Consider the following 23,680-nt stretch of genomic DNA (forward strand, 5'->3'; position numbering starts at 1 on the left):
CGATCAGAAGTCGTCCGGCGTGCTCACCCGGCTCTTGACCAGCGATCCCGACTCCGTCAGTGCACCGCTGCCGTAGTTGCCGCCGGCGCAGGAACCGGGCTTGAGCGCGGCACTGCTTTCGTTGGCGTCGGAGTAGGTCCAGTTCGCGTAGCCGATCTTCAGCTGGTCGAGCAGGTCCAGCCAGGCCGTCGTGCTGGACTGGTCGAGCGCGCCGCCGCCGGTGGCGCTCACCGTGCCGAACTCCGTCACGAACAGCGGCAGCTTCGTGGCCGCCCGGCTCACCGTGGACCGGTAGTTGTCCTTGTGGCTCGCCGCGTAGAAGTGGAACGTGTACATGATGTTCGGCGCGTTGACCGGGTTGTTGACGATCTCGGTTTCGTTCGACCCGTCGGAGACGCCGAGCGACGACCAGCCGCGGGTGCCGACGATCACGACCGCGTCCGGGTCGGCGGCCCGGATCACCGGGATGACCTGCTCGGCGTAGCTCTTGATCGCGCCCCAGCTCACGCCGTTGGGTTCGTTGGCGATCTCGTAGATGACGTTCTTCTTGGCCGCGTTGCGCGCGGCCACCGAGGCGAAGAACGTCTTGGCGCGGTCGAGGTTGTAGTTCGGGTCGCCGGGGGTGAGGGTGTGGAAGTCGATCACCGCGTACATCCCGCGTTGCTCGGCTTCGTCGACGAGGCTGTTGACCCGGGCGGTGAACCAGGGCGGGTTGGTCTCGTAGCCCTGCTCCTGCACGTACATGGCGATGCGCAGCAGGTCGGCGTGCCAGTCGTTGGCCAGCGCGTCCAGGGAGGCGTCGTTGTAGCAGCCGTCGAACCACTGGAGGCCGTGCGTGCTCATGCCGCGCAGCTGCACGACGCGGTTGGCCTCGCCGCAGAGGTGGACGCCGCAGACGTGCAGCTGCCCGTTGGCCGCGAGCGGCGTGCGCCCGGACGGCGGGGTGGTCGTGGTGGTCGTCGGCGTGGTCGGTGTCGTCGTCGGGCCGGGGCCGGTGGTGCCCGTGCAGGTGACGCCGTTCAGCGTGAACGACGACGGCACGGGGTTGGCGCCGGTGGTGGTCCCGGTGAAGCCGAGGTCGGCCGACGCGCCGGACGCCAGCGCCCGGTTCCAGTCGGTGTTGGTGGCGGTGGCCGTCGCGCCGCTCTGCGACCAGGTCGCGTTCCAGCCCTGGGCCACCTTCTGGCCGGCGTCGGGGAAGGTGAACCGCAGCGACCAGCCGGAGAGGGCGTCACCGAGGTTGGTGATCTTGACCCCGGCCTGGAAGCCGCCTTGCCACTGGTTGGTGACGGTGTAGTCGACTCGGCAGCCTTGCACGGCGGCCTCGGCCTGGGGCATGAGCAGCACGCCCGTGGCACCGAGGGTTGTCGCGCAGGCGGCCGCCAGCGCAGCAGTGGAGCGCTTCATCGAACTCCTTCAGATCGGTCTTGAAAGTTGTCCCGCTGCGACTGGGAGCGCTCCCAAGAATAGGACCACCTTGGACCGCCCGGCGTCAAGAGCGGCGTCGATCGAGTCGAACGCGCGGGGTGCGGACTAGGCGCCGCTCATGCGGGGACGGGCCGATCTCACACGGCCGCCAGTGTCATGTTCACCTTCCGGGCCCGTTCGCATTCGACAGGAGGAGGTGCCCGGCGCGCCGGACCTAGCCTCGGTCCATGCGCGACCACCGGAACGCGAACGTGCACGGTCTTTCCCCTTACCAGTCCGGTATCTGGGCGGCCGTCGCGCTCGACAGCGACTCCGCGCAGTACAACCTGCTGCTGCGCGTCCGGTTCGAGGGCGAGCTGGACCTTCCCTTGCTGGCCAAGGTGTTCTCGCGCGTGCTGGCGCGGCACGAGAACTTCCGCACGGTCTACTCCGACGTCGAAGGCGTTCCGCACCAGGAGTTCCACGCGGTCGACCGCCCGGCGGTGCGGGTGGCCCACCTGCCCGCGGTGGTGGATCCCGTGGCGGTGATGCGGGAAGAGCAGCGGCGGCCCTTTCCTCTGGGCGGGGCGATGGTGCGCGCGACGCTCTTCGTCGAGTCGCCGGGTGTCGCGCACGCGCAGCTCGTCGCGCACCACCTCGTCGCCGACGGGCGCTCGTTCACCGTGGTGGCGAACCAGCTCGTCGAAGACTACGACGACGCGCTGAAAGGGCTTACCCGGATCCGGCGGGCGCCGGTCTCCTTCCGGCGGAGCCTGCCGGCGGCCGCGGCTTACCGGGATTCCCCGGCGTTCCAGGACGATCTCGCGTTCCACCGCACTGCGCTCGACGGAGCCGGTCCGGTGCTCTTCGCGAAATCCGGTACTGCGGCGGGAAGTACGCGGCACGGCTTCCGGCTGCCGGGGGACTGGGTGGCCCGCGTCCGCGCCGCCGGGCTGCCGATCTTCCCGTACCTGGCCACCATGACCGGCGTTTTCCTTTCGCGCGTGCACCGGTCCGCGGAAGGCGTCATCGGGGTGCCGCTGCTCAACCGCGACGACGAATTCCTCGACACCGTCGGGAGTTTCACCAACACCGTGCCGCTGCGGATCGCGGTGCCCGGCGAGGCCACCGTGCGCGCCTTGGTCTCGGACGTCCAGGCGGCCACGCGGGGGATGCAGCGGCACGGCCGCACGCCGCTGGAAGACATCCTGCGCGAGCTGCCCGGCCGGCCCCGGCAGCTCTACGACGTCACCCTCAGCTACGTGCGGCTGCCCCGCCTGCGCACGAACCTGGTGCACCGCACGGTGATGGAGACGCTGTGCCACGAGCGGGACGCGCTGTCCATCGTCGTCACGGCCGTCGAGGAACAGGACGACGTCGAGGTGTCCCTCGACTGCGCGCGGGACGTCTTCGGCGCCGAACTGCCCGGCGACCGCGTGGCGGCACTGTTCCGGCGCCTGCTGGAAAACGGGATCGACGGCGCCGACGGGCCGGTCGCGGAGGTGCCGATGCTGCCCGGCGCCGAGCGGGCGTTGCTGGCGGCGTACGGCCGGGGCGCGGAGGTCCCGTTCCGCGACGAGGCCACGTTGAGCGGTCTCTTCGAGGAGCAGGCCGCCCGGCGCGCGGCCCGGGTCGCCGTCACCGGCCCGGGTTTCCGCCTGACCTACGCGGAGCTGGACGCCGCCGCGAACCAGGTCGGCCGCAAGCTGATCGCCGCGGGCGTGGGCCCGGGTGACCGGGTCGTCGTCGCGCTGGAACGCGGGCCGGACCTGCTGCCCGCGCTCTTCGGCGTCCTCAAGGCGGGCGCCGCGTACGTGCCCGTCGATCCGGCGCACCCCGCCGAACGCCTCCGGTTCCTGGTCGAGGACAGCCGTCCCGCGGTCGTACTGGTGTCCGGCGCGGCCGCGTTGCCGCCGCTGCCCGGGACGCCCGTGTGGCGGGTCGGGGACCTGCGCGAAGGCGACGCCTCGCCGGTCGGCCCGCGGGCCACGGCCACCGACATCGCTTACGTCATCTACACTTCCGGCTCGACCGGCCGCCCGAAGGGTGTCCTGGTGCGCCACCGGTCGGTCGTGAACCGGCTGGCGTGGATGCAGCGCCGCTACCCGCTGCGCGAGCACGACGTCCTGCTGCAGAAGACGCCCATCGCGTTCGACGTCTCGGTGTGGGAGCTGTTCTGGTGGGCGCTCGAAGGCGCCGCGGTCGCGCTGCTGCCGCCCGGTGGCGAAAAGGACCCGCGGACGATCCGGGCCGCCGTCGCCGCGCACGGGGTCACGGTCGTGCACTTCGTCCCCTCGATGCTCGCCTCGTTCCTCGAAACCGCCGAGCGCGACGCCGGGTCGCTGCGCCGCGTCTTCTGCAGCGGCGAAGCGCTCCCCGCGGCGAGCGTCGAACGGTTCAACCGCCTGTTCCGGGTGGACGGTGGCGGCCCGGAACTGGTGAACCTCTACGGCCCGACCGAGGCGACGGTCGACGTGACGTACTACGACTGCCCGGCGGACACCACGATCGCGCGGGTCCCGATCGGCCGCCCGATCGACAACACGAGCCTCCACGTCGTCGGCGCGCACGGCGAGCCGCAACCGCTCGGCGTCGCGGGCGAGCTGTGCATCGGCGGGGCCGGGGTCGCCGCCGGGTACCTCGGGCGGCCCGAGCTGACCGCGGACCGGTTCGTCCCGGACCCGTTCCGCGGCGAGGGAAGGCTCTACCGCACCGGCGACCTCGCGCGCTGGCTTCCCGGCGGCGACCTCGAGTACCTCGGCCGGCTCGACGACCAGGTCAAGATCCGCGGCAACCGCGTCGAACCCGGCGAGGTGGCCGGCGTCCTGCTGAGCGCGCCCGGGGTCACCGGCGCGGTGGTGGTCGACCGGACGACCGCCGCCCGGGGCACCCACCTCGTCGGCTACTACGTCGGCGACGGCACGGGCCTGCGCGAGCACCTGGCGCGCGAGCTGCCGGAGTACATGATCCCGGCTTTCCTCGTCCCGCTCGACCGCATTCCCCTCACCCCCAACGGGAAAGCCGACCGCCGCGCGCTGCCCGAACCGGCGGCGGGCAGCGCCGGGAGAGCCCGGCCGTTCACCGCGCGGGAAGCCGTGCTCGCCGGGATCTGGGGCGAAGTGCTCGGCCGCACGCCCGAGTCACCCGACGAGGACTACTACGCCCTCGGCGGCGATTCCCTGCTGATGCTGCGGATCCGCGCGCTCGCCGAGAAGCGCGGCCTGCGGTTCGCGCTGGCCGATCTCGTGCGCCACCCGACCGTCGCCGGGCTCGCCGAGCACGTCGACAGCAGCGGGGCGGACGAAACCCCGCCGCCGCGGCTCGGGCTGGTGTCGGCGGTGGACCGCGTCCGCTTGGGCGAAGTCGAGGACGCCTTTCCGCTGACGCGGCTCCAGCAGGGCCTGCTCTACCACAGCCGGGAAGCGGGCTCGACCGTCTACAAGGACGTCTTCCGGTACCGCCTGCGCGTGCCGTGGGACGAGCCGGAGTTCCGGAAGGCGGTCGCCCGACTCGCCCGGCGCCACCCCGCGCTGCGGACGAGTTTCCACCCCGGCGAGTACGCGGAGCCGCTGCAGATCGTGCACCACGGGGTGCCCGGCGCGCTGGAGGTAGCCGACCTCCGCGGTATCGCCGACGCGGCGGCCGAAGCCGAAGTGCTGGCCCACATCGAGCGGCGGCGTCGCCACGACTACGACTTCGGGACCCCGCCGCTGTACCTGTTCCGCGCGCACGTCCGCGACGACGGCCTGGACCTGGTGCTCAGCTTCCACCACGCCCTGCTCGACGGCGGCAGCGTCGCCACGCTGGTGAGCGAGCTGCTGCGCGGCTACGCGCACGGCCTTGGCCTGCGTGCCGAGCCGGTCCCGGACCTGCCGCTGCCCTCGGCGGCGGCGTACCTGCGCGAAGAACGCGACGCGCTGGCTTCGACGGAGAGCGCCGACTTCTGGCACGGCACGCTCGACGGGAGCGAAGGGTCCTCGATCGGCGGGTTCGGCCCGCACGAACCGCGGGGCGCGCGCGCCACCTCGCACCGCACCGACCTGGCACCGGAACTCGGCGTGCGGGTCCGGGACTTCGCCCGCGAACGCGCCGTTTCGGTGAAGTCGGTCCTCGTCGCCGCGCACTGCCTCACCCTGGGCCTGTTCTCCGGCAACCCCGACGTCACGACCGGTGTCGTCACGCACGGCCGCACGCACGACGGCGTGGCCGGGCTCTTCCTCAACACCCTGCCGCTGCGGGTGTCCGCGGCCGGCCGCACCTGGTCCGGCGTCGTCCGCGAAGCGTTCCTCGCCGAGCAGGCGGCGTACACGCACCGCCGTTACCCGCTCAGCGCCATCCAGGACCGGCTCGGGCGCCCGCCCGCCGTGACCGCGTTCAACTACGTCCACTTCCGGCAGCTCGGCGCCGCGGTCCGGATCCCCGGCGTCGACCTGCTGGCGTTCGACACCTACGAGCAGACCAGCTTCGAGCTGCTCGTCAACGTGGTGACCGATCCGGCCGACGAGCACCTGTGGCTGCGGGTGGACGGCGACGGCACCACGATCACCGCCGCCCAGCTCCGCCTGTACGGCGAGCACTACGTGCGGGTGCTGACCGAACTGCTCGACCGGCCGGACGACCCCGCAGGCCTGGGCTTCCTCACCACCCCGCTGCCCGAAGCCGTCCCGGCCGCGCGGCACGCCGACGTCGTCGCACTGTTCGACCGGTCCGCCGCGGCGCACCCGGCCGCGCTCGCGCTGACCGGTGAGCGGGAGTGGACCTACGGCAGGCTGGGCGCGGCGGCGGACGCGGTCGCGGCGAACCTGCGGCGGCGCGGCGTGCGGCCGGGCTCGATCGTCGGGGTCGCGGCCGGGCGGGACCCGGAGACGATCGCGGTCCTGCTCGGCGTGCTCAAGGCGGGTGCGGCGGTGCTGCCGCTCGACACCGGATACCCGCCGCGGCGGCTCGCGCACCTCGTCGAGCACGCGGACCCGGACCTGGTCGTCGGGTCCCACCCGGCGCTGCCCGAGCGGCGGACCGCGGCCGCGGCGGAACTCCTGCGGCCGGCGGGCGAACCGCCGAGCGGGACCGTCACCCCGGAAACCACCGCGTACGTGCTGTTCACCTCCGGCTCGACTGGGCAGCCCAAGGGCGTCGCCATGCCGCACCGGGCACTGGCCAACCTCGTGGCGTGGCAACACCGGACCGCGAGCGGCCGGGCCGCCGTAACCCTCCAGTACGCGCCGCTCAGCTTCGACGTGTCGTTCCAGGAGATCTTCGCGACGCTGTGCTTCGGCGGGACGCTGTGCCTGGTCCCGGACCGGGGCGACCCGGCGGCGGTGCTGCGGCTCATGCGGGCCCACCGCGTCGAGCGGGTGTTCCTGCCGTACGTCGCGCTCCAGCAGCTCGCTTCGGCCGCCGTGGCGTCGGGCGCGTACCCCGGGGACCTGCGCGTCATCATCTCGTCGGGGGAGCAGCTGCGGATCACCGACGAGATCCGGCGGCTGTGCGCCGCGGTGCCGGGGGTGCTGCTGGAAAACCAGTACGGGCCCACCGAAACCCACGTCGTCACCCACCACGCGCTCACCGGCCCGCCGGAGCGCTTCCCGGACCTGCCGCCCATCGGCACGCCGATCGACGACGCCGCGCTGCACGTCCTGGACGCGGACCTCCGCCGGGTCCCGCCCGGCGTCACGGGCGAGCTGTACGCGGCAGGCACGTGCCTCGCGCACGGCTACCTCGGCCGCGCCGACCTCACCGCGGAACGCTTCCGGGACACCGGGTCCGGCCGGCTCTACCGCACCGGTGACCTCGGCTACGCGCTGCCCGACGGCTCGATCGTCTGCACCGGCCGCGCGGACGACCAGGCCAAGGTGCGCGGCTTCCGGGTCGAACCGGCGGAAGCGGAACTCGCCCTCGGTGAACTCGGCCGCGGGCTCGGCGAGGTCGCCGTCGTCGTCCGGCCGCGGCAGCCGGGCGGGGACAACGAGCTGGTCGCCTTCCTGACCGGGCCACCCGCCGACGCGGGCGGGCTGCGTGCCGCGTTGCGCGAGACCCTGCCGGACCACCTGGTGCCGACGCACTTCCAGTGGCTGCCGGACCTGCCGCGCACGCCGAGCGGGAAACGCGACGACGCGGCCCTGCGCGCGCTGCCGCTGGAAGTGGCCGGCACGCACGACACGACGCCGCCGCGCGACGACCGCGAGCGCGTGCTCGCCGAGCTGGTCGCCGACCTGCTCGGGCTGCCCGCGATCGGCGTGCACGCCAACGTGTTCGACCTCGGCATGACGTCGCTCGTCGCGATGCGGGTGGTGGTGACCCTGGAGCAGCGGTTCGGCACCGAGCTGGCGCCGTCGGCGTTGCTGAGCGCTCCCACGGTCGCGACGCTCGCCCGGCGGCTGGGGGCGGCGAGGCCGGTGTTCTCCGCGCTCGTCCCGCTGCACCCGCGCGGCGCCCGGCGGCCGCTGTTCATCGTGCACCCGATGGGCGGCAACGTGCTCTGCTACGTGCCACTCGTCAAGCACCTGCCGGACGACCTGCCGGTGTACGCCCTGCAAGCGGCCGGCGCGGAGCCGGGCAGCACCCCGCTGTCCACTGTGGAGGATCTGGTCGCCGCCTACCTGGCGGAGATCCGCACGGTGCAGCCCCGCGGTCCGTACACGATCGCCGGGTGGTCCTTCGGCGGGTTCGTCGCGTTCGAGCTGGCCCGCCGCCTGGGGGCGGCCGGGGAAGCGGTGGACCGGCCGATCCTGCTCGACACGGTGGCGGTCAACCCGCTGCTGCGGGAGAGCTACACCGACGAGGCGCTGCTCGGCTGGTTCTTCTGGGAGCTGCTGTGGATCGAGCGCGGCGGTGCCTCGCCGCTCGAAGGGCTGCCCGCGCACGTCGTGTCGCTCGACGACCGGTTCGAGCACATCGCGCAGCGGGCCGCTGAACTCGGCGTGCTGCCGGCGGGCAGTTCGGCCGCGGTGATCCGGCGGCTGTTCCGGCTCTACCGCGCCAACTGGCAGGCCACGCTCGCGTACCGGCCGCCGGAGACCGCGCAGGACATCGTCCTCGTCCGCGCCGAAGAGCCGTTGCCCAAGGTGCTGGAGGCCATGCACGGCGCGGCGGGCAGCCTGCACCACCGGCCCGACAACGGCTGGGGCTCGCTCACCGGCGGCACCGTCGAAGTCGTCACCACCCCGGGCGACCACCTGACGATCATGGAGGAACCCCGGGTCGCGCGGCTCGCCCGCGTCGTCAGCGAACTGATCCACGGCCAGGAGGCGCGGTCCCATGCCAGCTGAACACCTGAAGGTCATCGTGCTCGGAGCCGGCATCGGCGGCCTCGCCCTCGCGGCCGCGCTGCGGCGGTGCGGCATCGACGCCGAAGTGCACGAGCGGGCCACGTCGTTGCGCGCGGAGGGCTCTGGTCTCGGCATGATCACCAACGCCATCACCGCGCTCGCCACCCTCGGCATCGACCTCGACCTGGCGCGCCGCGGCGAAGTCGTCACCGCCTTCGACATCAAGGACGCGCAAGGCGGGCAGATCGTGCGGCTGCCGATGCCCGAGCTCGGCCGCGAGCTGGGCGCGCCGAGTGTGTGCATCGGCCGCAACGCCCTGCACGAGGCCCTGCGCGAAGCCGCCGGCGACGTCCCGGTCTTCCTGGGCAGGCGGGCGGTCCGCGTCGAGTCCGGGGTGGCCGGCGCGACCGTCGAATTCGACGACGGCAGCACCGCCCGCGGCGACGTCGTCGTGGGCGCGGACGGCTTCAACTCGGTGGTGCGGCGGCAGTTCGCCGGTCCGGACGAGCCGGTGCTGGAGCCCGGCTACGTCTGCTGGCTCGCCATCACGCCGTTCCGCCACCCGGCGCTGCCGAAGGGCGCCGTCGCGCACTACTGGGGGAGCGGCCAGCGCTTCGGGCTGCTCGACATCGGCGGCGGCGACGTCTACTGGTGGGGCACCAAGAACCTGCCGGTGGCCGAAGCCCGCGACTGGCGGGGCACCCGCGAAGACCTGCTGGCGCTCTACGACGGCTGGGCCGGCGAGGTCACGGCCGCGATCGCCGCGACCCCGATCGAGCGCGTCATCGCCGTCCCCGCGCGCGACCGCGGCTTCCTCGAGAAGTGGGGCGAAGGCCGGGTGACGCTGCTGGGCGACGCGGCGCACCCGATGCTGACCAGCCTCGGCCAGGGCGCGGGAATGGCCGTCGAAGACGCCGTCGTGCTGGCCAGCACCCTGGCGCGGCTCGGCGACGACCCGGTCTCGGCGTTGCGCAGCTACGAAGACCAGCGGCGGGACCGGACGCGGATGGTCGTCGAGGCGTCGCGCGCGCTGAGCGAAAGCGAGCAGCTGGAGGACCCGGAGCTGCGGCGGGCGCGCGACGAGCAGCTGCGGGGGACGTCGTTCGACGACCTCGTCGCGGCGCAGCGCGACCTGCTGACCTTCCCCGGAGTCCGCGGATGAACGGCCGTCCGCTCAGCGCCGTCGAGCGCTGGTACTGGTGGTGTGACCAGGTCTCGCCGCTGAACGTGGTCTCGCGGGTTTCGGTGCGGGGCGAGCTTCCGCCGCGCCTGGTGCGCGCGGCGCTCGACGCGCTGCAGCGGCGGCACCCGCTGCTGGGCCTGCGGATCGAGACCGACGCCGACGGGAACGACCCGGTGTGGGTGCCGACCACCCGGCGGATCCCGCTGCGGTACGTCACCGGCGGCGACTGGGTGCGCGAGGTCGACGAAACCGAGCTGGCCGAAGCCGTGCCGTGGCGGCTCGGCCCGCTGATCCGGGCGACGCTGCTCGACCGGGACGGCGAGCACGACCTCTTGCTCACGCTGCCGCACTGCGTCGCGGACGGCACCACCGCGCTTTCGCTGGCCCGGGAATGCCTGGAACTGGCGGCGAAGATCGAGCGGGGCGACCCGCTGCCGCTGCCGTCGCGGCTGCCCCCGTCACCGGAGGACGTCATGCCGGCCCGCAACCTCGGCAGTGCCGGCGAGCAACGCCGTGCCGACCAGCAGCGCCGGGACGCCGACGAAATCGCGCGCCTGCGGCCGAGCCGGTTCGAGCCCAGTGCGGCCGTGCCGATGGCTTCGCGGCGCACCCGGTTCCTGCACCGCGAGCTGGACGGCGCCCAGCTGGGCGCCGTCGCCGAGGCGTGCCGGCGCGAGGGGACGACGGTGCACGGGCTGCTGGCGGCGGCGCTGGCCCGCGCCGCCGGCGAGTCCGGCCACGTCGCGATCGGATCGCCGGTCGACTTCCGGGCGGAGCTGGTCCCGCCGGTCGCCGCGGACGAGGCCGGGACGTACGTGGCCACCATCCCGACGTTCGTCGACTGCGACGTGCCGCTGTGGGACGCGGCCCGGGCGGCGAGCGCGGACCTGGCCCGGCGCAAGGAGCGTGGCGAGCACTTCGACCTGGTCGGGTTCGTGGCGGGCAGCGGGCTCAAGTCGATGGCGGACGCCGAGCCGATCATGCGGTTCATGGAGGAGAGCGGGCCGATCAACCTGTGCCTGTCCAACCTCGGCCGGTTCGACGTGCCCGACGTCGTCGGCCGGTGGCGGGTGCGCGGCAGCCAGTTCGTGGCGGGCCTGTCGGTCAACGGCTACGTCGTCGCGACCGTGAACACCAGCCACGGCCGGTTGTTCTGGAACTGCGCGTACATCGAGGACGCGGTGCCCGAAGCCCGGGCCGCCGCCCTCGCCGACCGCTGCCTGGACGCGGTGCGGGCAGCGTGTGGAGGTGAATCGTGTTGAGCAGCAAGGACAACGGCCGGACCGTCGTGGTCACCGGCGCGTCGACCGGTCTCGGCCGGACGACCGCGCTGACGCTCGCGGCGGCCGGCTTCCGGGTGGTGGCGGGCGTGCGCCGGGCCGCGGACGGCGAGGCGCTGCTGGCCGAGTCCGCCGCCCTGACCTACGCGATCATCGACGTCACGGACGAGCGCACGATCGCCGCGGCGGCGGGCGCGCTCGACGGCCCGGACGGCGTGTGGGGGCTGGTCAACAACGCGGGCATCTGCGTCTCCGCGCCGGTGGAGTGCCTGTCGTCGGCCGACCTCCGCCGCCAGCTGGAGACGAACGTGATCGGGACGCTGGCGGTCACCCGCGCGTTCCTCCCGCTGCTGCGCACGGCGGGCGGCCGGGTCGTCAACGTCACGTCGGGCCTGGGTGCACTGGTGGTCCCGTACCTGGGCGCGTACGCGATGGCGCAGTTCGCGAAGGAAGCGATGAGCGACGCCCTCCGCCGCGAACTGGCCCCGGCCGGCGTCGGCGTCTCCGTCGTCCGCCCGGGCGCGATCATGACCCCGATCTGGGACAAGGTCTCCCGCGGCGGCAACGCGGTGCTGGCGGCCGCCCCGGAGCCGGTCGCCCGCCGCTACCGCGGCACGTTCCTGCGCTTCCTGGCGGGCAACGAGGCCGGCGCCCGAGCCAGCGAAACCCGCCCGGAAGACGTCGCCGCGGCGATCCACCACGCCCTGTCGTCGGCCCGCCCGAAGACCCGCTACCCGGTGGGCCCGGACGCGACCCGCGGCGCCCGCATCGCCCGCCTGCTCCCGGACCGCCTGATCGACCGCATGTTCACGGGCGTCGTCACGCCCACCGAAGAGACCGTGAGAGGTGCCGCATGACGCGTACGCCGGCGCAGGAAGTCCTGGCGCACAGCCTGGATCTGCTGGGAGCGGGAGACGCCAGGGGGTGGGTGGACCTGTTCGCGGTGGACGGGGTGCTGGAGTTCCCGTACGCCCCGGCCGGGTGGCCGGACCGGTTCGCCGGGCGGGACGCGCTGTGGCAGCAGATGGAGAAGTTCGCGGAACACCTGGACGTCGCGTTTTCGGAACTGGAGTTCCACCCGACGGGCGATCCGGAATTGGTGATCGCGGAGTATCGGGGGGACGGCCGGGCGTTGCGGACCGGGTTGGAGTTCCACCAGCGGTACATCTCGGTGGTGCGTGTGCGGGGTGGGGAAATCCTGCTCTACCGGGACTTCTGGAACCCGCTGTCCCACTTGGCGGCGCTGGGTGGCGTGGAGGCGGCGTTGCGGATCGTCGCCTAGGTCAAGCTGACCACCACACCGGTCTTCCCCGGCGGAACCTCGCCGTGCCACGGGATCATCTTGCCCGCGGCGAAGGTCTCGATGATCAGCATCGGCAGCCCCGGGACGCGGACGAACCCGCACCCGTGGGCGTCGGCGCGCCTCGGTGGAACCGGGTAACCCCCGGCGGCCGCATCGTCCACCAGCGTCCGGAGGACTTCGGCGGGGGCGCCGTCCCGAAGGGTGATGACCCCCAAGACGAGCGGTCCGTTGGCGCCGCTGCCGCCGGAGAAGTGGTCGCTCAGGACGACGCCGTTCCGCGCGCCGATGCGATCCGCGACGGCGGAGAGACGTGCCCGGTGGCGTGCGCGCCGGAAGAACATGCCCTCAGGCTATCCCGGTGACTAACCTCAGGACGGGGTCCGGAACGCCCGCCGGTACGCCCCCGGCGTCGTGCCCACCTGATCGCGGAACCGGCGCCGGAGGTTGACCGCCGAGGTCAGGCCGACCCGGGTGGCGATCGCCTCCACCGGGAGGTCCGTGTCCTCCAGCAGCGCTCTGGCCTCCGTCACCCGGCGCGCCAGCAGCCACGCGCCGGGGCTCGTGCCGAGCTGGCCGGTGAACCGGCGGGCCAGCGTGCGCGGGGAGACGCCCGCGTGCGTGGCGAGTTCGCGCACCGACAACGCCGTGCCGAGGCGGCCGGCCGCCCAGTCCAGCAGGCCGTCCAGCGCGTCCGGGGCCGCGGGCGGCGGTGCGAACTGCGCCTGGCCGCCTTCGCGGTGCGGCGGCATCACCATGTGCCGGGCGACCAGCGCGGCGTGCGCGGCCCCGTGGTCCTGCCGCACGAGGTGCAGGCACAGGTCGATGCCGGCACCCGCGCCGGCGCTCGTGGCGACGTCGCCGTGGTCCACGTACAGCACGTCGGGTTCCACGCGGACCGCCGGGAACTCCCGCCGCAGCTGGTCGGCGCGGGCCCAGTGGGTCGTCGCGGACCGGCCGTCCAGCAGCCCGGTGCGGGCCAGCGCGAACACGCCGGAGCAGATGGTCACCAGGCGGGCACCGCGGGCGTGCGCGCGCAGCAGTGCGCGCCGGACGCGCGGGGACAGCGGGGCGTCGACCGGCGCCCAGCCCGGGATGAGCACGGTGTCGGCGGTGGCGAGCGCGGCCAGCCCACGGGGGACGGACATCGCGTACCCGGCCGTCGTCGGGACCGGGCCGGGGGTCTCGGTGCAGACGTCGAACGCGTAGTGCCGCGGCACGCCGGCCCGCGGCGTGCCGAAGACCTCGGCGGCGATGCCGAGCTCGAACGTCGACTGCACCGGCCGCACCAGTGCCACCACGCGATGCATGGCACGAAAGTACCCCAAGGCGTCTTCCCGGACACTGGCTCGGCCCCGCCGCGCGCGGGCAGGGTGGCGGGCATGCACCCCGAGATCCTCGACCAGGACGGCTACACCTCCGCCGCCGTCACGGAAGCCCCGGTCCGCGAACTGTTCCCCGGCATCCGCTTCCGTCCACTGTGGACTGGTGGCGTCGCGCACGCCGGTGTCCTGGAGATGGACGCCGGCACGTCGTGGCCGCGCCGCGACGTCCACGAACCCGGGCCCGAGGAGGTCTTCGTCGTGGCGGGCACGTTCCACGACGGTGCCCGCGACTACCCGGCGGGCACCTTCCTGCACGCGCCGGCCGGGTCCTGGCACGTGCCCGCGAGCGCCACCGGCTGCACCCTGTTCCTGTTCTACCCCGAGGGCTGATCCGCGCCCCGCGTGGTTCTGGCACAGTGGCCGCATGGGGGAAAGCCTCGCGGCCGCCGTGTCCGCCGCCGTGCCCGTCGTCCGCGCCGTGCTCCCGCCAGCTCCGGCGGCGGCGCTGGGCCGGCTGGCGCTCGAACCGCCGCCGCGGTTCCCGAACTGGCCCGAAGCCGAGGTCGTGCGCTCATTGCGGACCGTGCCGTCGTGGGTGGTCGAGCGCGTGCACGGCGCGGTCGAGCTGACCCTGGCCGCGCTGGTGATCCCGGCCCCGCCGGTGACGGGGGAGCTGACCCCGCCACCGGACGGCGCGTTCGGGTTCGCTTTCACCGACAGCGAAGCGGAAGCGATGCGGGAGACGCGGTTGCTGGCCCACGTGCGGCCCGGCCTGCTCGACCTCGTGGCGGACCTGACCGCGGCCGTCGTGGCCGACGAAGCGATCACGCCCTTCCTGACCGCCGAAGGCGACGAAGCGGCGATCGCGGCCGCGCACGGCGGCGCCCACCTGGCGATCGCGCTGGTGACCACGGCGATCGCGGCGCGGGAGGCCGGGCAGCCGGGGATCGCGGCCATCGTCGGGACGGCGCTCGGCGTGGCGGCGGGACTGCTCCGCGCGGCGCCGATGCCCGCCGGGTACGCCGGGGCCGTGCGGGAGAAGGAGCGGGCCGAGTACCGGCTGCCGCGGTCCGGGAGCACGTCGGTGGACGTCCGCGACCACGTGTTCGCCCTGACCGAGGGCGCTTTCCCGGCGTACGGCGACTTCTCGGAGAACGGACTGGTGGAAGCCGCCGCCGGGGGCGTGGTGATCCGCACCGGCACGGCGGCCGGTCCGGTGCGCGTCGGCGTGCGCGTGCTCGCCGAGCCGCCCGCCGAGGTGGAGACGCGCGGCTGGGAAGAGGTCGTGGACCTCGGCTGGCACGCGGACCACGGCTCGGCGGTCCTGGTGCCGTCGGCGGGGGCGGGCGTGACGACGCCGCCGTGGCCCGGCGAGTACCGCGTCCGCGTGCACGCCTACGGCCGCGACGACCCGGACGTGGAGAGCTACGACCTCTGGATCTGGGCGGCGCCCGCCGGACCGCCCCGCGTGCACGCCCGCGCCGACCGCCTCGGCCACCGCCTGCGCGGCGAGCCCGAACCGGCGCCCCTGGACCGGCCGGAGGTGCGCTACCGCTGGATCCAGCAGTCCGGCCTGGCGGTGGCGGCGACGGTCACGGTGGTCACCGGCCTCCCCACCGCGGAGGTGGTGCGCGGCTTCGGCGCCGACCCGGATCGGCCGGAGCCGCTGACCGCGCTCCGAGAGGCGTACGGCGACCCGTGGCTGGCGGTGCTGGACCTCGGCGGCGTCGTGCTGGTGATCGAGGAGAACGGCTACCAGGGTTCGCACGAGGAAGTGCTGACGGCGGTCTCGCGGACCGGCCGGGCGGCGAGCATGTTCTGGAACGTCAACGCGCTCACGCGGCTGTCGCTCGCCCGCGACGGTGAGGTGCTGGCGTCGTTCGAGCCGGGCCTGGACGAGCCCGGCGCGCACCCGGAGGTGGCGGCGGCGCTCGCCGGGCTCGACCTGGCGGACCACCGGGACCACTACGAGAAGGGCCTCGTCGCGGTGGAGCGGTTCACCGGCCGCGGGCTGCTGGCGGAGGACCTGGAAGCCGTCGAACGCGCCGGGGTGGGCTACCGGATCCCCGGCGCCTAGGGCCTGCTGGATCGAAATCGTTCAGAGCCGTTCGGCGACTGTGGCCCCGCCTCCTGGCCGCGTGGTCTGCCCGGCGTCGCGGGGATGTATGAAAGGGTCGTTCATGTCGTCTGGCGAGGTGAACGACTCTTTCATGACATCGCGGATGGGCGGGGCGGGGGTGTCACAAGGCAGGCCCGGCCGGTGTCTTGAGGTCGTTCACCCCGCGACACGAGTGAGGACGAAGCCATGGAAACCCGTCTCGACCTGTTCAGCACCGAAACCGGCAGCCGGCTGGCGAAGCGGTTCGCCGCCCTCGGCCAGGTCATCGAACGCTCGCCGCTGCCCGCGGCCACCCGCGAGCTGGTGAGCCTGCGGGCCAGCCAGATCAACGGGTGCGGCTGGTGCGTCGACATGCACACGAAGGACGCGGCAGCCGCCGGGGAGACGGCCGTCCGGCTCAACCTCGTCGCCACGTGGCGGGAGTCGACGGTGTTCACCGAAGCCGAGCGGGTCGCGCTCGCCGTGGCCGAGGAGGGCACCCGGCTCGCGGACGGCCGCGAAGGCGTGTCCGACGAGACCTGGGCGCGGATGCGCGAGCACTACGACGACGAGCAGGCCGCCGCGCTGGTCGCGTTGGTCGCCCTGATCAACGCGGCCAACCGGCTGGCCGTGCTCGTGCACCAGAAGGGCGGGTCCTACGAGCCGGGGATGTTCGCCGCGCTGGCCGAGTGACGCTTCAGCAGCCCGGCCAGGACGGTGCCGGCCACGACGACCGGGACGATCGCCAGGAACGCCCCGCCGATGTGGCCGGCCACGTCGGTGCCCAGCAGGGTGCCGAACACGGCCACCCCGAACGCCGCGCCGATCGACCGGGCGAAGGTCACCACGGCGCTCGCGGCCCCGATGTCCGCGGCGGGCACCGCGTTCTGCGCGGCCGTCAGCGCGACCATCGGGACCATGCCGATGCCGATCCCGGTGACGGCGAAATACCCGATCACGGCGAGCTGCGGGAGACCGGGCGTCAGCGTGCTCAGCAGCAGGAGCCCCGCGACGTTCAGCGCCATGCCGGTCACCAGCACCGGCCGCACCCGCGCCGGGTTCGCCACCCACCGCCCGGCGAACGACTGGCTGACGACCAGCCCGAGCACCAGCGGCAGCAGGTGCACGCCGGAGAGCGTCGCCGACACGCCGTCGACGACCTGGAGGTACGTCGGCAGGTACACCAGGACGCTGAACATCGCGACGTTGGCGATGAACCCGACCAGCGCGGCGATGACGACGGTCCGCGAGGCGAACATCGTCAGCGGCAGCACCGGGGCGGCGGCACGGCGTTCGACCGGGATCACCAGCGCCACCAAGGCGATCGCCGCGACCGCGAGCGCCAGGGTGCCCGGCGCGGTCCAGCCCCACCGGGGGCCGAAGGAGGTGATGAGGACCAGCGCGGTCGCCGCGCCGGCCAGCAGCAGCGCGCCCGGGTAGTCGACGCGGGCGACGGCCTTCCGGCGGGGCGCGGCGGGCAGGGCGCGCGCGGCGAGGACCACGGCGACGAGCCCGACGGGCACGTTGACCAGGAACGCCCACCGCCACGAGAGGTGGTCGGTGAACAGCCCGCCGAGCAGCGGGCCGGCGATGCTGGCGACGCCGTACACCGAGCCGAACCGACCCTGGTAGCGGCCGCGCTCGGCGGGCTCGACGATGTCGCCGACGAGCGCGAAGGTCAGGACGATCATCCCGCCGCCCGCGAGGCCCTGCAGGGCACGGGCGGCGACGAGCTGGGGCAGGTCCTGGGCCAGGCCGCAGAGCGCGGAGGCGAGCAGGAACGCCGTGGTGGCGAGCAGGTACAGGCGCTTGCGCCCGAGCATGTCGCCGAGCTTGCCCCACAGCGGCGTGGCCGCGGTCGAGGCGAGCAGGTAGGACGCGGTGATCCAGGCGATGTCGCGGAACCCGCCGAGGTCGGCGGCGATCTTCGGCAGCGCGGTGGCCACGATGGTCTGGTCCAGTGCGGCCAGCAGGACGGCGAGGAACAGAGCCGCCATCGCCGGGCGCACCGCGGGTCTGGCGGGGGTGTCGAGTGTCATCGGTCTTTCTCTTCCGGAATGGTGATGGTCTGGTATTCGGTGTAGGTGCCGAGCCCGACGGCGCCGTATTCGCGGCCGAGGCCGCTGGCCTTGAACCCGCCGAACGGGCCGTCGAAGCCGATCGGCGCGCCGTTGACGGTGACGGTGCCGGTGCGGATGCGGCGCGCGACGGCCAGCGCGTGCGCCGGGTCGGCCGACCACACCCCGCCGGAGAGGCCGTATTCGGAGTCGTTGGCGATGCGGACGGCGTCGTCCTCGTCGTCGTAGGGGAGGACGACCAGGACCGGGCCGAAGATCTCCTCCTGCGCGATGCGCATCGACGGGTCGACGTCGGCGAACAGCGTGGGCGTGACGTAGTTGCCCGCTTCCAGCCCGGCCGGGACGTCCGGGCCGCCGGTGACGAGCCGGGCGCCTTCCGCGACGCCGGTGCGGACGTAGTCGAGGACGCGCTGCTGCTGGTCGCGGCGGATCATCGGGCCGATGAACGTCTTCTCGTCGGCGGGATCGCCCACCGGCAGCGACTCGACCAGGTCCTTCAGGCCGGCGACGACCTCTTCGTACCGGCTGCGCGGCGCGAGGATCCGCGTCTGCGCGATGCACGATTCCCCGTTGTTGAGCAGGGAACCGAACTTGACGCCCTGGATCGCGGCCGCCAGGTCGGCGTCGGGCAGGAACACGGCGGCGGACTTGCCGCCGAGTTCGAGGCTGACCCGCTTGAGCTGCTCCCCGGCCAGCGACGCGATGCGGCGGCCGGCCCGGGTCGAACCGGTGAACGCGATCTTGTCGATGTCCGGGTGCTTGACCAGGTACTCGCTGGTCTCGCGGTCCGCGGGCAGCACGCTGACGACGCCTTCGGGCAGCCCGGTTCCGGCCAGCAGGTCCGCCAGCAGGCTCATGCTCAGCGTGTTCTCGGGCGAGACCTTGAGGACGACGGTGTTGCCGGCGAGCAGCGCGGGGATGATCTTCGCCAGCGCCGAGGAGAACGGCGAGTTCCACGGGATGATCGCGGCGACCACCCCGACCGCTTCCCGCCGCACGACCGACCGGAAGGGTGCGGCGGGGTCCGACGGCTCGAGCGTCCGTTCCCAGCCGAACTCCTCGGCCGCCTTCAAGTAGGCGTTGGCCTGCCGGGTCAGCCCGGGCTGGCCGGCCTTGGTGAACCACAGCGCCGAGCCGTTCTCGGCCGAGATGAGCGCCGCGATCTCGTCGGCGCGCTCCTCGCGCAACGCGTTCAGCCGACGGATCACGGCGATCCGCTCCGCCGGCGCGGTCCGCGGCCACGGACCTTCGTCGAACGCCGTCCGGGCGGCCGCGACGGCCCGGTCGACGTCGGCGGGCAGCGCCTGCACGGCGCGGCCGAGCACCGAGTTGTCGTGCGGGGAAACGATGTCGAGCGGCTCGCTGCTGCTCGGGGTGGTCCACGAGCCGCCGACGAAGAGCTGGTTCCGGGTGATCACTGTGCGCCTCCTGCGTCGTCTTCTGTCACATCAATGTAGCACTTAGATGGACGAAGAGACGCAGGTGTGAGGCGGTGCACAGTGCTACCAGGGCAGCGGGCCTTCGTCGTCGTAGAAGCCGCCGGTGCCCTCGCCCTCGGTGGCCCAGTGCACCGACGCGCGGGCGCCTTCGACGACGCCGCGGGTGCCCTGGAAGCCGTTGAGATCGGTGGCCGTGTACCCCGGCGTGACGGCGTTGACCTGGATGTGCGCCAGTGCCGGGTCGTCGAGGAAAGCGTTGGCGTACTTGACGGTCAGCATGTTCACCGCGGCCTTCGTCGCGGAGTAGGCGAAGGAGTCGTGCGAGCGGGCGAACATCGAGCCGCGCTCGGTGGTCTTGCTGAACATCGCCGAGTCGCTGGCCACGTTGACGATCCGGGCCGCGGGGGACTTGCGCAGCAGCGGCAGCAGCGCGTGTGTGACGCGGACCAGGCCGAAGACGTTGGTCTCGAACTCGGGCCGCAGGTCCGCGCCGGTGACTTCGGTGGCGTGCTTGCGGTTCAGCAGCCCGGCGTTGTTGACCAGCACGTCGAGGCGGCCGTGGGCGCGGTCGATCGCCGCGGCCGCCTCGCGGACGGAATCGTCGTCGGTGACGTCGATCCGGATCGGGTGCACGGTGACGCCGGCGTCGGCCAGCTCCTTCGCCGCGCGCTCGCCGCGACCGGCGTCTCGGCTGCCGAGGAGCACGGTGTGGCCGAGTTCGGCGAGCTGCCGCGCGGTGGCCAGGCCGAGGCCCTTGTTGGCACCGGTCACCAGCACGATTTTGGGGGAGGACATGGGTTTCCGCCTCTGCGGTAGAAGTGATAGTACCCCTACACTTTAACCGTAGGTACACTACGGTTGTCAAACCTGCGGAGGTGTCATGGACAGCGCACTGCCCACCCGGCGGCCGAGGCGGGCCGACGCCCGGCGGAACTTCGACGCGCTGGTCGCGGCCGCGCGGGAAGCGTTCGCGGACAACGGGTCCCGTGCGTCGATGGAGGACGTCGCGCGGCGCTCCGGGGTGAGCATCGCCACGCTGTACCGCAACTTCCCCACGCGCGAAGACCTGGTGGAGGAGGTCCACCGCGACGAGGTCGAGCAGCTCTGCCTCGCCGCGTCGGGCCTGGACGGGCTCGAGCCGTGGGACGCGCTGGTCACCTGGCTGCGGCGGTTCGTGGACTACATCGGCACCAAGCTCGCGTTCGCCGACCTGCTCAACCGCTCGGCTGACAGCTTTCAGGCGTGCCGCAAGGCGATGCGGGAGGCCGGCGCGCCCCTGCTCGCGCGCGCCCAGCGGGCCGGCGCCGTGCGGGACGAGGTGTCCATCGACGACGTCCTGCGCCTGGTTTCCGGCATCAGCACGGTCGAGTACGTCGATGAAGCGCAGCGGGAACGGGTCTTCGACGTCGCGCTCGCCGGGCTGCGCGCGGGATGACTTCTCAGCCGAACGTGAAGGCGTAGGCCTGGGTCCCCGTGCTGAGCGACAGCGTCAGCTCGCCGGGCCCGGAGTGCCCGTCCAGCACGGTGTACAGCGTCGGCGGGCCGCCGACGGCGATGGTCCGCGTGCCGTCCACGGTCACCGTTCCCGTCCCGCCGAGTACCAAGTGGACGGACGTGGCGCGGAAGGACAGCCGCAGCCGGGCACCGGGGCCGGCGGTCAGGTGCTCGGGGTCCGCCGTCCACGTGCCGTCCAGCGCGAAGGTGCCGGGGTCGACGGCGGCGGGGAAGGTGTAGCCGCGGGTCTGCCCGGCCGCGACGGGGCTGCCGCTGGTGGCCAGGGGCGCGTGCTCGGCGCCGAGGTACGTCTCCGGGGTCAGCCCGCCGGGCGGGGTCGTGCCGGGGACGTCGGTGGCGTGGGGGAGCGAGGGAGTCCCGGCGTCGGTGAGCGCGGCGCGGATCTGCTGTTCGAACTCGGCGTACCCGCCTTCGCCGAAGCTGGTGCGCCGGACCTGCCCGGTGGCGTCGACGAGGTAGGCCGCCGGCCAGTACCGGTTGCCGTAGGCGGTCCAGGTGGCGTAGTCGTCGTCGACCGCGACCGGGTAGGTCACGCCGAGCGCCTTCGCCTGGTCGGCGACGTTGCCGGGATCGTGCTCGAACGCGAACTCCGGGGTGTGCACGCCGACGACCGTCAGCCCGGCGTCGCGGTAGGTCTCGTGCCACCGTTCGAGGTGCGGGAGCGCCCGCTGGCAGTTGATGCAGCTGTAGGTCCAGAAGCTGACGACCACGACCTTGCCGCGCAACGCCCGCAGGGACACCGGCTGTCCGCCGGGGGTGTTGAGCCACGTGCCGATCCCGGTGAATTCGGGTGCGTGGGTCAGCTCGTCGAGTTGCTCCGCGCCGACGGCCTGCTGCGCGGCGGCCGTGTAGTCGGGGACCGCGCGCTGCAGCGGCGCGGCGAGGTCGAACGCGGTGACGGCGGCGACCAGCAGCAGGGCGGCCCCGGTCGCGGCGCGCAGCCCGCGGGCGTGCGCCCGCAGGAACCGGGCGCGGCGGGCGAGCGCGCCACCCGAAGCGGCGAGCACGAGCAGCGGGATACCCGTGCCCACCCCGAAAGCCGCCGTCAGCAGCAGGCTGTCGAAGCCGATCCGGTGCGTCGCCCCGACGACGGCGATGGTGGCCAGCACCGGCCCCGCGCACGGCACGTACACGAGTCCCAGCGCCAGCCCGGTGGCGAACCCGCCGCGTCCCGGCGCGGCGGCCCGGCCGCGGAGCCGGGCGAACGGCCGTTCCAGCAGCTCACCCACGCGCGGGACCAGCAGCCCGATCCCCAGCAGCGCCAGCGCCACGATCCCCGCGTCCCGCACCAGCCCGGCGGGCAGGCTGAGCGCGGTGAGCACGAGCGAACCGAACAGCGTGGTGAGGCTGAAGCTGGTCACCAGCCCGCCGACGACACCCCATGGGCGCCGCGCGCCCGCGGTCAGCACCACGGGCAGGACGGGCAGCACGCACGGCGAAACGCTGGTGACGATCCCGGCGAGCAGGCCGGCGAGGAGCAGGGTGGGCACCCGCTCGAAGCTAGCCGCGACGAAGCCCGGTCAGCCGCCGTGGCGCACGGGCGGTAAGGGTTTCGTCATCGTCTCAGCGATGTGGCGGTTGCCGTCCTGAGGGCGACAGCGGAGCGTATGTTGAAGGGGTGAGAGCCGACGCCGCGCGCAACCTCGAACTCCTCCTGACGACGGGCGCCCGCATGCTCGCCGACGACCCGGCCACGAGCATCGCCGCGATCGCCGCGGAGGCCGGCGTCGACCGCCGCACGGTGTACCGCCGGTTCACCGGCCGCGAAGAGCTGCTGACGGCGGTGTACCAGGCCCGCCTGGACGCGATCGAGGCGGCGATCGAGACGGCCCGCCTCCGCGAGGCGCCGGTGCCGGTGGCCCTGCACCGGTACGTCGAGGAGATCGTCGGCGTGAACCGCAAGTGGCCCGCGGAACTGGCGATGATGCGCACGGACCCGGAGATCTGGAAGCGGCGCCGCCGGTCGGTCGAGGAGGTCGACCGGTTCCTGCAGCGAGCCACCGACGAGGGCCTGATCCGCGACGGGGTGCCGGAGCGCTGGCCCGGCAACGTGCTCGGCCAGCTGGTGCACCTGGCGACGCGGGACATGCCCGGGCTGAGCGACGCGCAGGCGGCCGACGTCATCGTGGACACGTTCCTGCGGGCGTTCGGCACGGACCGGTAACCCTCTCGGTCGCCACTGGTGGCCGCCCGGCGCCGGTGGGTCAGGCAGCGGGCGGCCAGTCCGTCGCCAAGCGTGCGTCGCCGCGCGGGAGTCGTGGCGCGGTGGCTGCTCGCGCGGCCCGCCTGAGCGCGGGGCCTGCGAGTCGGTCACCATGGTGCGGTGTCCGAGATCCCCGCGGGCCGGCCCGGGCCCGGCCTGCTGTACCTGGTGAAACAGCTCGAGCTCGCCGTCCGGGCCCGGCTGGACGAGGTGCTCCGCCCGGTCGCGCTCACGCCCTTGCAGTACACCGCGCTCACCGTGCTGGAGCGGCGGTCGGGGCTCACCACGGCGGAGCTCGCGCGGAACTCGTTCGTCACCGACCAGGCGATGGCCGACATGGTGGTCGCGCTCGAACGCCTGGGCTTCATCGCGCGCGAAGGCGACCCGCGGGACCGGCGGCGGCGGGTCATCCGGCTGACCGGCCCCGGCGGCGAGGTCCTCGACCGCGTCCGCGACGACGTGGCCGCGCTCGAACAGCGCATGCTCGCGAAGCTGGACGCGGGCGACGCCGCCCGGTTCCGCGACTACGTCGTTGCCTGCCATTCGGCGCTTTCGGACCGGCCGTCCCACTGAACAAGTACAGG

General features: G+C 73.5%; 18 protein-coding genes. 11 read left to right on the plus strand and 7 right to left on the minus strand.

Going from position 1 to position 23,680, the window contains the following annotated elements; genetic code table 11:
- Nucleotides 1-3: 3 nt before the first annotated feature.
- Nucleotides 4-1,407: a cellulase family glycosylhydrolase gene (locus tag EIY87_RS44200; protein ID WP_125316061.1), complete on the minus strand. Its 1,404-nt coding sequence runs from the start codon at nt 1,405-1,407 to the stop codon at nt 4-6.
- Nucleotides 1,408-1,655: 248 nt separating this feature from the next.
- On the opposite strand from EIY87_RS44200, the gene EIY87_RS44205 reads away from it, so the two are divergent.
- The 5 genes from EIY87_RS44205 to EIY87_RS44225 are packed head-to-tail and all read left to right on the plus strand — an operon-like array spanning nt 1,656 to nt 12,420.
- Nucleotides 1,656-8,675, plus strand: a complete 7,020-nt coding sequence (locus EIY87_RS44205) for an amino acid adenylation domain-containing protein (RefSeq protein ID WP_125316063.1) — start codon at nt 1,656-1,658, stop codon at nt 8,673-8,675.
- A complete protein-coding gene (locus EIY87_RS44210) occupies nt 8,665-9,837 on the plus strand; it encodes an FAD-dependent monooxygenase (RefSeq protein WP_225440406.1) in 1,173 nt (390 codons plus the stop codon). The genes EIY87_RS44205 and EIY87_RS44210 overlap by 11 nt, the downstream gene beginning before the upstream one ends.
- Nucleotides 9,834-11,120 (plus strand): phthiocerol/phthiodiolone dimycocerosyl transferase family protein, encoded by a 1,287-nt coding sequence (locus tag EIY87_RS44215; RefSeq protein WP_125316065.1) that lies wholly within the window; start codon nt 9,834-9,836, stop codon nt 11,118-11,120. Before EIY87_RS44210 ends, EIY87_RS44215 begins: the two co-directional genes overlap by 4 nt.
- The gene (locus EIY87_RS44220) at nt 11,117-11,995 is read left to right on the plus strand and encodes an SDR family NAD(P)-dependent oxidoreductase (RefSeq protein WP_225440407.1); all 879 of its coding nucleotides are present in this window, start codon (nt 11,117-11,119) and stop codon (nt 11,993-11,995) included. The genes EIY87_RS44215 and EIY87_RS44220 overlap by 4 nt, the downstream gene beginning before the upstream one ends.
- Nucleotides 11,992-12,420 carry a nuclear transport factor 2 family protein gene (locus EIY87_RS44225; RefSeq protein WP_125316069.1) on the plus strand — a complete coding sequence of 143 codons (429 nt, stop codon included), beginning with the start codon at nt 11,992-11,994 and terminating at the stop codon, nt 12,418-12,420. Before EIY87_RS44220 ends, EIY87_RS44225 begins: the two co-directional genes overlap by 4 nt.
- Here the strand turns inward: EIY87_RS44225 and EIY87_RS44230 are convergent.
- Both EIY87_RS44230 and EIY87_RS44235 read right to left on the minus strand, forming a co-directional pair.
- Nucleotides 12,417-12,782 carry a hypothetical protein gene (locus EIY87_RS44230; RefSeq protein WP_125316072.1) on the minus strand — a complete coding sequence of 122 codons (366 nt, stop codon included), beginning with the start codon at nt 12,780-12,782 and terminating at the stop codon, nt 12,417-12,419. The genes EIY87_RS44225 and EIY87_RS44230 overlap by 4 nt on opposite strands.
- A gap of 27 nt (nt 12,783-12,809) precedes the next feature.
- Complete coding sequence (locus EIY87_RS44235; RefSeq protein ID WP_125316074.1) at nt 12,810-13,748, minus strand: GlxA family transcriptional regulator; 939 nt, start codon at nt 13,746-13,748, stop codon at nt 12,810-12,812.
- Nucleotides 13,749-13,820: 72 nt separating this feature from the next.
- Between EIY87_RS44235 and EIY87_RS44240 the strand changes: the two genes are divergently transcribed.
- From EIY87_RS44240 to EIY87_RS44250, 3 genes are all read left to right on the plus strand, one after another.
- Nucleotides 13,821-14,153, plus strand: a complete 333-nt coding sequence (locus tag EIY87_RS44240) for a cupin domain-containing protein (RefSeq protein ID WP_125316075.1) — start codon at nt 13,821-13,823, stop codon at nt 14,151-14,153.
- A 34-nt stretch (nt 14,154-14,187) separates the two neighbouring features.
- A complete protein-coding gene (locus EIY87_RS44245) occupies nt 14,188-15,840 on the plus strand; it encodes a DUF6461 domain-containing protein (RefSeq protein ID WP_125316076.1) in 1,653 nt (550 codons plus the stop codon).
- A gap of 228 nt (nt 15,841-16,068) precedes the next feature.
- Complete coding sequence (locus tag EIY87_RS44250; RefSeq protein WP_125316077.1) at nt 16,069-16,554, plus strand: carboxymuconolactone decarboxylase family protein; 486 nt, start codon at nt 16,069-16,071, stop codon at nt 16,552-16,554.
- On the opposite strand, the gene EIY87_RS44255 is transcribed toward EIY87_RS44250, so the two are convergent.
- The 3 genes from EIY87_RS44255 to EIY87_RS44265 all read right to left on the minus strand — a co-directional run bounded on the left by EIY87_RS44255 (nt 16,518) and on the right by EIY87_RS44265 (nt 20,173).
- Complete coding sequence (locus tag EIY87_RS44255) at nt 16,518-17,900, minus strand: MDR family MFS transporter (protein WP_125316078.1); 1,383 nt, start codon at nt 17,898-17,900, stop codon at nt 16,518-16,520. The genes EIY87_RS44250 and EIY87_RS44255 overlap by 37 nt on opposite strands.
- Nucleotides 17,897-19,357 carry an aldehyde dehydrogenase gene (locus tag EIY87_RS44260; protein WP_125316079.1) on the minus strand — a complete coding sequence of 487 codons (1,461 nt, stop codon included), beginning with the start codon at nt 19,355-19,357 and terminating at the stop codon, nt 17,897-17,899. Before EIY87_RS44260 ends, EIY87_RS44255 begins: the two co-directional genes overlap by 4 nt.
- An 84-nt stretch (nt 19,358-19,441) precedes the next feature.
- Nucleotides 19,442-20,173 carry an SDR family NAD(P)-dependent oxidoreductase gene (locus tag EIY87_RS44265; protein WP_125316080.1) on the minus strand — a complete coding sequence of 244 codons (732 nt, stop codon included), beginning with the start codon at nt 20,171-20,173 and terminating at the stop codon, nt 19,442-19,444.
- 85 nt (nt 20,174-20,258) lie between these two features.
- On the opposite strand from EIY87_RS44265, the gene EIY87_RS44270 reads away from it, so the two are divergent.
- Nucleotides 20,259-20,813 (plus strand): TetR/AcrR family transcriptional regulator, encoded by a 555-nt coding sequence (locus EIY87_RS44270; protein WP_125316081.1) that lies wholly within the window; start codon nt 20,259-20,261, stop codon nt 20,811-20,813.
- Between the two features lie 4 nt (nt 20,814-20,817).
- Here EIY87_RS44270 and EIY87_RS44275 read toward each other — a convergent pair whose 3' ends face one another.
- Entirely contained in the window at nt 20,818-22,383 is a 1,566-nt protein-coding gene (locus EIY87_RS44275) for a cytochrome c biogenesis protein DipZ (RefSeq protein ID WP_125316082.1), read from the minus strand.
- A gap of 128 nt (nt 22,384-22,511) precedes the next feature.
- Here EIY87_RS44275 and EIY87_RS44280 point away from each other — a divergent pair, with 128 nt between their 5' ends.
- Both EIY87_RS44280 and EIY87_RS44285 read left to right on the plus strand, forming a co-directional pair.
- The gene (locus EIY87_RS44280; protein WP_125316083.1) at nt 22,512-23,057 is read left to right on the plus strand and encodes a TetR/AcrR family transcriptional regulator; all 546 of its coding nucleotides are present in this window, start codon (nt 22,512-22,514) and stop codon (nt 23,055-23,057) included.
- A gap of 159 nt (nt 23,058-23,216) precedes the next feature.
- Nucleotides 23,217-23,669, plus strand: coding sequence for a MarR family winged helix-turn-helix transcriptional regulator (locus tag EIY87_RS44285; protein WP_225440408.1), 453 nt, complete (start codon nt 23,217-23,219; stop codon nt 23,667-23,669).
- Nucleotides 23,670-23,680: the final 11 nt, after the last annotated feature.

It is taken from the genome of Amycolatopsis eburnea (assembly GCF_003937945.1).
GTDB lineage: Bacteria > Actinomycetota > Actinomycetes > Mycobacteriales > Pseudonocardiaceae > Amycolatopsis > Amycolatopsis eburnea.

Excerpts from the sequence above, each read along its gene's own strand:
- EIY87_RS44200 (WP_125316061.1), bottom strand. The coding sequence starts at position 1,407 with ATGAAGCGCTCCACTGCTGCGCTGGCGGCCGCCTGCGCGACAACCCTC.
- EIY87_RS44205 (WP_125316063.1), top strand. The coding sequence starts at position 1,656 with ATGCGCGACCACCGGAACGCGAACGTGCACGGTCTTTCCCCTTACCAG.
- EIY87_RS44210 (WP_225440406.1), top strand. The coding sequence starts at position 8,665 with ATGCCAGCTGAACACCTGAAGGTCATCGTGCTCGGAGCCGGCATCGGC.
- EIY87_RS44215 (WP_125316065.1), top strand. The coding sequence starts at position 9,834 with ATGAACGGCCGTCCGCTCAGCGCCGTCGAGCGCTGGTACTGGTGGTGT.
- EIY87_RS44225 (WP_125316069.1), top strand. The coding sequence starts at position 11,992 with ATGACGCGTACGCCGGCGCAGGAAGTCCTGGCGCACAGCCTGGATCTG.
- EIY87_RS44230 (WP_125316072.1), bottom strand. The coding sequence starts at position 12,782 with ATGTTCTTCCGGCGCGCACGCCACCGGGCACGTCTCTCCGCCGTCGCG.
- EIY87_RS44235 (WP_125316074.1), bottom strand. The coding sequence starts at position 13,748 with ATGCATCGCGTGGTGGCACTGGTGCGGCCGGTGCAGTCGACGTTCGAG.
- EIY87_RS44240 (WP_125316075.1), top strand. The coding sequence starts at position 13,821 with ATGCACCCCGAGATCCTCGACCAGGACGGCTACACCTCCGCCGCCGTC.
- EIY87_RS44245 (WP_125316076.1), top strand. The coding sequence starts at position 14,188 with ATGGGGGAAAGCCTCGCGGCCGCCGTGTCCGCCGCCGTGCCCGTCGTC.
- EIY87_RS44250 (WP_125316077.1), top strand. The coding sequence starts at position 16,069 with ATGGAAACCCGTCTCGACCTGTTCAGCACCGAAACCGGCAGCCGGCTG.
- EIY87_RS44255 (WP_125316078.1), bottom strand. The coding sequence starts at position 17,900 with ATGACACTCGACACCCCCGCCAGACCCGCGGTGCGCCCGGCGATGGCG.
- EIY87_RS44265 (WP_125316080.1), bottom strand. The coding sequence starts at position 20,173 with ATGTCCTCCCCCAAAATCGTGCTGGTGACCGGTGCCAACAAGGGCCTC.
- EIY87_RS44270 (WP_125316081.1), top strand. The coding sequence starts at position 20,259 with ATGGACAGCGCACTGCCCACCCGGCGGCCGAGGCGGGCCGACGCCCGG.